We start from the raw sequence: 7,192 nt of genomic DNA, 5'->3' as shown, positions 1-7,192 counted from the left end.
GCTATCTTTAAAAAGAGGAGAAAAATTAGATTGGACAAACGCACAGACGGAGAATGATTTGAGTGATTTGGGACTTCGTTTCGATTTAACCTTACCGTTGAGCCGTTTTTATGCCAACAATATGAATGAATTGACCAAACCGTTCAAAGCATTTCAAATGGGAAATGTATTTCGTGCTGAAAGAAACCAAAAAGGAAGATATCGCCAATTTGTTCAATGCGATATTGATACACTTGGAGAGCCGGGTATTTATGCAGAGATTGATTTGATGTTGACTGTTCCGAAAGCTTTGTATAATATCGGATTCAAAGACTTTGTGATTAAAATCAATGATAGACGAATCCTGAAAGACTTAGTGATAGATGCGGGATTTTCTGAAGAAGATTTTGAGACAGTTTGTATCACTGCTGACAAAAAAGACAAAATTGGTGAAGAAGGTGTTGTAAAAGAACTGTTAGAAAAAGGCTATGCGCAAGAGACGGTAAAACGCTTTTTAGAAAACTTAACAACACCGTTGGAACAGTTGACAACTCCATATGCAGAAGATTTGAAACTTCTGATATCCATCGTATCCAAGTATTATCCGATTCAATTTGATGCCACATTGGTAAGAGGAATGGGATACTATACAGGACCAATTTTTGAAATCGAGACTCCAAAGTTCGGAGGAGCTGTTGCCGGTGGTGGAAGATATGACGGACTGTTGAACAAGTTCAGCAAAGAGAGTATTCCGGCGGTAGGGTTTTCGATTGGATTTGAGAGAATTATCGGTATTTTAAAAGACCAAAATTTTGTCGTGCCACAAGAGGGAGAAACTTATGCAATTCTTTTTGCTGAGGATTCATTCTATGAAAAAGCGCTTTCGATTGCAAATGAAAAAATTGAACAGGGAAATATTGCTTCCATCTATAAAATAAAACCGAATCGAATCGGCAAAGAAGTTGCAAATTTCAAGAAAAACGGATATGAAGTCATTGTAGCGGACGAACAATAAGGAATACGAAAGATGATTTTTCAAAGTGTAGGCTACATGGTGAAAAATACAAAACAACAGGATTTAAAAAGTTGATTTTTGCGATGATTACAATCCATGATTCCTAAAACAAATGGAAGTAACATACAATATAGAAAGTAACAGAGAAGGATATTTTTCTTAACCGGTTGGTAAGGAAGATATCCTTTTTTAATATTCTGTTGCGTAAACTATGGATGATGTAAGCAAAAGATTGAAAAAGACAATCTGTGAAGAAAAAGGAAAGATTGAAAATGGAGGATTCCAATTAGTAATAGGAAGCGTGTGGAGGAATGGAAAAATTATCTAAAAAATGATATGATGAAACAGGAATAAAAGAAAGAATGATAAACAGTGGGTTTATGGTAAGATGATTACCATTTGTTTGAGAGTGGAATTTACAGAGGAAGATTTCATTTTAAAATCAAAATCAAATTTTGGGAGTGTCTAGGATTTTTGAATATCTTTGTTAGAAATGATGGAGGAGCGATAAGATGAAAATACTTCATTTAGCAGATTTACATATTGGAAAGTTATTGAACGGATATTCCTTACTTGGAGAACAAGAAAAGGTATTGAAACAGGTGTTGTCTGTGATTGATGATAAAAAAGTAGAGGTAGTTGTCATTTCAGGAGATATTTATGACAGAAGTATTCCGCCGAAAGAGGCGATATTGTTATACCATCAGTTTTTGAGAAAAATTTTGATTGACAGAAATATTCCCGTATTGGCAATTTCCGGAAACCATGACTCTGCTGAGCGACTTGAGGCGGGAAATGCTTTGATGGAGCAGGTTCACTACTATATCGAAGGAATTTACAAAAAGGAAACGAAGAGAATTACAATTGAAGATGATTATGGAGAAGTGGATTTTTATCTGATTCCGTTTGCAGATGTTGCACAGGTGAGAGCTTTGTTGGAAGATGACGAGATTCGAAGTTTTGACGATGCGATGAAAAAAACGGTGGAGCGTATTGAATTACGCAAGGGAATCAGGAGTGTTGCGTTGGCACATTGTTATGCCATTTTTGAATCGGAGGAGGAGTCGGACGAAAAGATTGATTCTCAAAAACCTTTATCCATCGGAGGAAAAGAATTTGTAATGGTGGAATGTTTTGATTCGTTTGATTATACGGCGTTGGGACATTTGCATCGCAGACAGAAAGTTGGAACGGATAAGGTTCATTATCCCGGAACATTGATGAAGTACTCTTTTTCAGAAGAAAAGCATCAAAAGGTTATTTTAATTGTTGACTTGAAGGCAGATGGCAGTATCACAATAGAGGAAGTTCCTGTCGAGTTAGAAAAAAATGTTCGTAGCATTGAGGGAAGGTTTGAAGATATTATGGAACAGGCATTGGAAGACTTGCATCGAGAGGATTTTGTGAGATTTATTTTGGAAGATGAAGATATGGTGCCTGATGCAATGGGAAGATTGAAACAATATTATCCAAATGCAATGGAACTTCGTTATGTATTTCGTGAGAAAGAAATTTCTCAAATTTTATCTAAGACATCAAACAGAAAGCACAGTGTTTTGGAGATGGCGGAGCTGTTTTATCAAGAGAATTATGAAGAAGAGATGAGTGACACCTTGAAAGAAGAAGTATCTGAGATTTTAAAGGCATTGGAAGGAGAAGAAGATGAAACCAATTAAACTGACACTTTCCGGATTTATTACTTATCGAGATACACAAATTATCGATTTTACCAAATTCGATCAAGGTTCTCTGTTTATTATTTCCGGTGCAACCGGCTCGGGAAAGACGACAATTTTTGATGCGATTTGTTTTGCGCTCTATGGAAAAATCAGTAGCCAAAATCGTGGTGAGGGAGAAGAACTGCGTTCACAGTATCTTTCACCGGAGGATGATAAAACTTTTGTAGAGTTTGAATTTGAAGAGAACGGAAAAATCATTCGGATTCGTCGAGAGCCAAGACAGGTGATGAAAAAGCCACGTGGAAAGGTTGATACCGTTTCGGAAGAGGTGGTATTGTATCTTGAAAATGAGGTGATGACCTCGAAGAGAGAGGTTGACGAAAAAATTGTGGAATTGACCGGCTTGACATGGGATCAGTTTACTAAAATTGAAATGTTGCCACAGGGAGAGTTTCGCAAATTTTTGAGTGCTTCTTCCAAAGAAAAAGAAGAAATTTTACGAAAAATTTTTGATACGGTGCCTTACCAAAGATTTTTGGAACAGGTGAAACAAAAATATTCTATGATTCAAAAGAAGTTTGAAAAGATGGAAGATGAAGTAAATGCCTTGGTTTCTATTTTGGATGCGAAAGAGAGTGCCTGTATTCATGAATTTTTGAAGGACAATAGCTTGGAACCGACATTTTATCCCAAAGCATTAGAAAACATGGTGCAAGAACAAAAACAAAACAGAAAGAAAACCGAAGAGATAGAAGAGTCCTTGAAAAAATTTGACCTGCAGTATCAAGATTGTAAAAATCGAATTTCTATGGCGAATCGACACAATGTACAGCTATCTCAATTTCAACAGAAACAGGAGGAATTGGGAAAACTCATTCCACTGGAACAGGAAATGAAAGAGAGAAAAGATGCTTGTATTCAGGCGGAAAAGGCACTTTCTCTGTATAAAGAAGAAGTTCGATTGAAATTGGTTTCAGATAGGATTCAAAAGAGAAATGAAGAATTGGAACAGTTGATTCAACAAGAAAAAGAGTGGGAAGAAAAGAGTGTTTTTGCAAAAAAAGAGTCGAAGAAAATTCCATATTTGAGTGAAGAAGAAGAAAAAAAGGTTCAAGAGTTAGAAGAATGGAAACAAAAAGAAGAACAGTATAGAAGATTTCAAGAAATATTACGTCAAGAAAAAGAGTTTGAAGCACAGAAAAAGAAATTGGAGCAAGATAAAATCAAGATAGAAACTTCTTTGAAAGATTGCGAAAAAGTATTGCATTCGATTGAAAAAAACGGAGAAAGATTGGAAAAATCGCAAGAAGAGTTGTTGCGCACAGAAAAAGAGTTAAGCAAGACGGAGTGGGAGCTGGATAAATATCGTTTGATTTATCGAGAGTTGAAAAAGATGGAAAAAACAGAACAAGATCTCACCGATTTACAAAAAAATCTTGATATCAATCAGAAGAATTTCGTTTCGTTACATCAAAAGGTGCAAGATGCGAAAAAAGTATTTGAACAATCTCTTTTAGCAGAGTATGCGAGAGATTTGGAAGAGGGAAAAGAATGTCCACTTTGTGGTTCGATTCATCATCCTAATTTAATTCATGCGGTGACTTTTCTTACCAAAGAGGAGATTAACTCTTTGGAAGAGCAACTCAAAGAAGTTCAGGAAAAGACGGTGATTCAACAAACAGAGAAAAAACATTTGGAGGATGTCATGTTTTCTTCAAGGGAACAAGTATTGCAGTTACAAGAAGAACTGTCCATTCAAGGCGGACCGTTCAGCAATCTGTTGGAAGAACTTGTTTTTTATGAAAATTGCGGGAAAGCTTGTTCGGATCGAAAGAAACAATTGGAGCAGATTAGATTACGGATACAAACAGAGTCTGAAGATTACAAACAAAAAAGGGAATTGGAAAAGAATGAGCGTGAACAGATGGAACAATGGCAAGCAAAGATGCAGAATATCCTGATTCAATCTGAAAAATTATCCGTATCTTCAGAACACAACAAACAGTTAAAAACAGAGTTGGAAGAAAAGCTCAAAGGCATTGATGAACAACTTATGACATCTCAAAGACAAACATTGATGGCAGAAAAGAAACAGATACATGAAACAATAGAGAAGATTCGAACGGAAGTTCAAAAAAGTTCGGATGCTTATTCCAAAATCAGCACTAAAGTATCGGAATGGAAACAGTATCAAGAAGAGGAGAACATACGTTACCATACAGAAAAACAGGACTGGGAAAGAAAGATAACACAGGAATTTTTTGATATGGAAATCTACCGCAAAAACTGTATGGAAGAGTCCGTCTTGGAGCAAGAAAAGAAAAAGGTAGAGCAGTTTTTGGAAGAGTACCGTGCATTACAGGTGGAAGTCAAGACATTGGAACAGACTTTGGAGAGCAAAACTGCAATCGATATTGAACCTTTGGAAAAAGAGATACATTCTCTTGAAGAAGTTCGTGAGGAATTGCAGAGCGTGAAAGAGACATTACAACATCACTATAAATCCATTCATGCTCTTGAGAGCAAAATTCGTGAAGTGTTATCACAAGAGGAAGAATATGCACAAAAACGAATGAATCTTGCCAAACTATATCAATTGTGCAGTGGAGAAAATCCGATGAAAGCTACGCTTGAAACCTATGTTTTGATGTACTTCTTTGAAGAAGTCTTGATGTATGCAAATCAGAGATTATATAAGATGACGGATGGGCAGTACACTTTGTATCGAAAAGAGGATAACTTCAAAGGTGGAGGAAAAAACAGAGGACTGGAATTAGAAATATTGGATAGCAATATTGGGAAAAAACGTAGTACGGCAATGCTTTCCGGAGGAGAAAGTTTTTTGGCATCTCTTGCGTTGGCGCTCGGCTTGTCGGATGCTATTATGAATACGGCAGGTCAGATTGAAATTGACACCTTGTTTATTGATGAGGGATTCGGAACATTGGATCAGGACAGATTACAGAGTGCAGTAGATTGTCTGTTAGAGCTTGTAGGAAGAAATCGTATGATTGGTATTATTTCTCATGTGGAAGAGTTAAAATCCACCATTCCGAATAAAATTATTGTCAGTTATGAAAAAGACAAAGGAAGTCAGATTGACTTGATTCATTAGGAGTCAATTTGTGATAAAGCGCAGTATAAAAACTTATCCAATATTGAGATTTTATGATATTGTGATATAATGATGGTGTTGCCCAAAGGATGTTGAAAGGGAGAATGTGGTTGTTGCACCTACAGTTTCCGTTCCAAATTTTGATTGCGTTTGAACTCAAATGACTATCATTCAACGACATACGGACAGTTTTTCACAAGAAATCTGTTTCTATCAGGTAACAGTATGGAAGAAAATCTCATTTATTTTGGAAAATCAGGAGTGAACATATTTGACAGCGATAAAAATGATATTAAGTTTTCTAACAGCTTTTTTGGTATGTTATTTGATAACTCCTTTCGTAATCAAATTTGCACATCTAATCGGTGCAATTGATATTCCGAAGGATAATCGAAGAGTACACACCAAACCGATTCCACGATTGGGTGGAATGGGGATTGCGATAGCCTTTATGGTGAGTACGTTGATTTTTTGTGGAGTACATAGAGAGTTGATCTCTATCCTGTTTGCAGCAAGCATCATATTGGTGATGGGAGTTTTTGATGACATTGGAGATTTAAGCGCAAAATTGAAATTGATTATTCAGATTATTTGTGCCGGAATCGTAGTGTATAGTGGAGTACAGATTGATTATATTGCAAATCCGATCAACGGACGTCTCATTTGGCTCGGTTATTGGGGAGTGCCAATCAGTATTGTGTGGATTGTGGGAGTGACTAACTGTATCAATCTAATTGACGGTTTGGATGGTTTGGCTGCCGGAATTTCATCGATTGCAGCACTTACTTTGGCGACAGTGTCACTTATTTACGGATATTACAACTATGCTACTATCTTCCTTTGTTTGGCAGGTGCAAGCATTGGTTTTTTGCCACACAATTTCAACCCTGCAAAGATTTTTATGGGAGATACCGGTTCGTTGTTCTTAGGGTTTATTTTGTCTGTTATGGCAATTGAGGGAACCGTAAAGAGTACCACATTGATTGCGGTCATTGTTCCTGTTCTGTCGCTGGCAGTTCCAATTTTCGATACGACATTTGCGATTATTCGACGAAAATTGGCGGGCAAACCGATTATGCAAGCAGATAAAGGACATTTGCACCACAGATTGTTGGCTAAAGGGCTTAGCCAAAGGCAAACGGTGTTGGTTTTGTATTCAGCAAGTGCTATCTTAGGAGCAAGTGCTGTATTGATTACACACATGAGAGTGATTTATGGAGTGCTTATCATATTGGTAAATTTTGCTTTCATAGGCTATAGTGTATATCGATTAAAAATCTTGCACCATGATCAACACGATGTAGAAAATAATCCTATTAGCGATAAAAATAATTCAAAACGAATGTAACAATAAACACAAGATCTGTAGAGAAATTGGAACAAATTTTTCTACAGAAGATCGGA

The 7,192-nt window shown here is 36.6% G+C and carries 4 protein-coding genes; all 4 read left to right on the top strand.

Features of this window, described 5'->3' with window-relative positions; genetic code table 11:
* Positions 1 to 994 (top strand): ATP phosphoribosyltransferase regulatory subunit (locus ACO5GE_RS06000; RefSeq protein ID WP_484830015.1); only part of this gene is annotated, 994 nt, incomplete at its 5' end.
* Positions 995 to 1,506: 512 nt separating this feature from the next.
* Positions 1,507 to 2,670, top strand: coding sequence for an exonuclease SbcCD subunit D (locus tag ACO5GE_RS05995; RefSeq protein ID WP_484830014.1), 1,164 nt, complete (start codon positions 1,507 to 1,509; stop codon positions 2,668 to 2,670).
* A complete protein-coding gene (locus tag ACO5GE_RS05990; RefSeq protein WP_484830013.1) occupies positions 2,657 to 5,788 on the top strand; it encodes an AAA family ATPase in 3,132 nt (1,043 codons plus the stop codon). Before ACO5GE_RS05995 ends, ACO5GE_RS05990 begins: the two co-directional genes overlap by 14 nt.
* 271 nt (positions 5,789 to 6,059) lie before the next feature.
* Positions 6,060 to 7,136 (top strand): glycosyltransferase family 4 protein, encoded by a 1,077-nt coding sequence (locus ACO5GE_RS05985; protein WP_484830012.1) that lies wholly within the window; start codon positions 6,060 to 6,062, stop codon positions 7,134 to 7,136.
* Positions 7,137 to 7,192 lie beyond the last annotated feature (56 nt).

This window comes from Filifactor sp. (assembly GCF_057248345.1).
The sequence above is the reverse complement of the archived record's forward strand: the minus strand, read 5'-3'. Positions and strand labels throughout refer to the sequence as shown.